This is a genomic window from Microbulbifer okhotskensis, from assembly GCF_023895975.1.
In the GTDB taxonomy this organism is placed as follows: Bacteria; Pseudomonadota; Gammaproteobacteria; order Pseudomonadales; family Cellvibrionaceae; genus Microbulbifer; species Microbulbifer okhotskensis.
In genome coordinates this window covers 1-1,443 of record NZ_JALBWM010000279.1, presented here as the reverse complement: position 1 = coordinate 1,443, position 1,443 = coordinate 1, and the positions used below count along the sequence as shown (strand labels likewise).

The following is a 1,443-nucleotide window of genomic DNA, read 5'->3' as shown; positions in this document are numbered from 1 at the left end:
GCTTCAGCTCCACTACTCCAGGTAGCTAAGGACAATGCTGCAACTGTAATTACACCAACAGGGCCACCCATGAATGCAAAAGCAGATTTCAATCCTGTAGCTGCAACGGTCGCCGCACGAGTCACCACAGTAGTTCGACTAACTACCTGGCCCAATGCATTGGTTTGAACCGTAGCTTTATAGGTTGCTGCATTTAGCAGACCCATCTGAACAATTTGCTTGCTGATAGCCCCAGCGAATTTTCCAGCCAGGATTGCGGCAACTGCAGTGAGTGCGAACTCCATACCGTCCGCAACATCACGTACCGCCACGGCATCAGTAGAAAAGTCCTTGAGAATCGAAGCAAGCCCAGTTATCGAACCTGCTACCGATTGCGAAGCTTCCGAAACGCTATCCAACTGGCCGACTGCCGCTATAGCACTACTCGTAAACTGCTCAATGCTCTGGCCAATGGCAGTGTTCATCAAAGAGGCTTCTTTATCGATGTCTTTAGCCGCCGCCTGGAATGCCTTCACCAAAGTTTCTGCACTCAGCTCCCCATCTGCTGCCATCTCCCTGAGCTTGCCATTGGCTGCCCCTGCTGCGTCGCTGGTCAGGCCAAGATAATCGACCAACGCTTTCTGCAAGCGTGGAGCATTCTCCATAACGGAGTTAAATTCATCCCCACGAAGAACCCCAGAAGCAAGACCCTGAGCCAACTGACGCAAGGCCCCTGCGCTTTCCTGGGCGGATGCACCAGACACCAACATGGCTTGGCTAATCGTCTTGGTGACCGCCAGAATATCTTCCTGGCTTTCGAATAGGTGGTCTCCCGATTGCGCCAAGCGCTGATACAAAACAGCCGTAGAATCCAGTGAGCCCCGCGTATCGAATGCGATTTCAACCAGGCTCTGTTGAACATCGACAAGCTCTTGAGTGCTGTCGGTCACCAGCCGCAAACGGTTAGTTAGATTGGTCCAAGTATCTGTGTACTGAACAATCTCCCGAATGGATAGAGCAGCACCCACAGCGGTGAGAGCGCCGGCTAGCAAGTTGCTACTCGTAGCCATAGTTTGGATGCGGCCGCTGGTTTCATCACTGCTGCGTCCAAGGCTTTCCACGGTCCGCTCAGCCTTTGCGCCAGAGCGCTCCATAGCATCCAGCTTCCGCCGTGCAGCATCAGGCCCCTCGGCTTCTACACGGATACCCAGGCGGGCAATTTGATCAATCGGCATTTTGTAAAGACCAATAATTAATATCGAGAGCGCGGATCACGGAAACCTCCCACGCGGACACATTGCGGCGCGTAAGCTGGCTCCAGTTCTGGATCTCGGTGAAGGTGAGCGGTTCGGTTCCGCGAATTTCGCGGTAGTAGTGGAAGAGGTAAATCAGTCCCTCTGGAGGCTGTTTAGTCTTAAGCTCCGGGGGAGTTATACCGGTTGTTTTTTGGACTTGCTGGAGCTG

At 53.3% G+C, this 1,443-nt stretch carries 2 protein-coding genes; both read right to left on the bottom strand.

What is annotated here, in order from left to right; genetic code table 11:
- On the bottom strand, window positions 1-1,214 hold a 1,214-nt coding region (locus MO867_RS22030), incomplete at its 3' end, for a tape measure protein (RefSeq protein ID WP_252473166.1).
- On the bottom strand, window positions 1,204-1,443 hold a 240-nt coding region (locus MO867_RS22025), incomplete at its 5' end, for a phage tail assembly chaperone (RefSeq protein ID WP_252473162.1). The genes MO867_RS22025 and MO867_RS22030, both read right to left, overlap by 11 nt.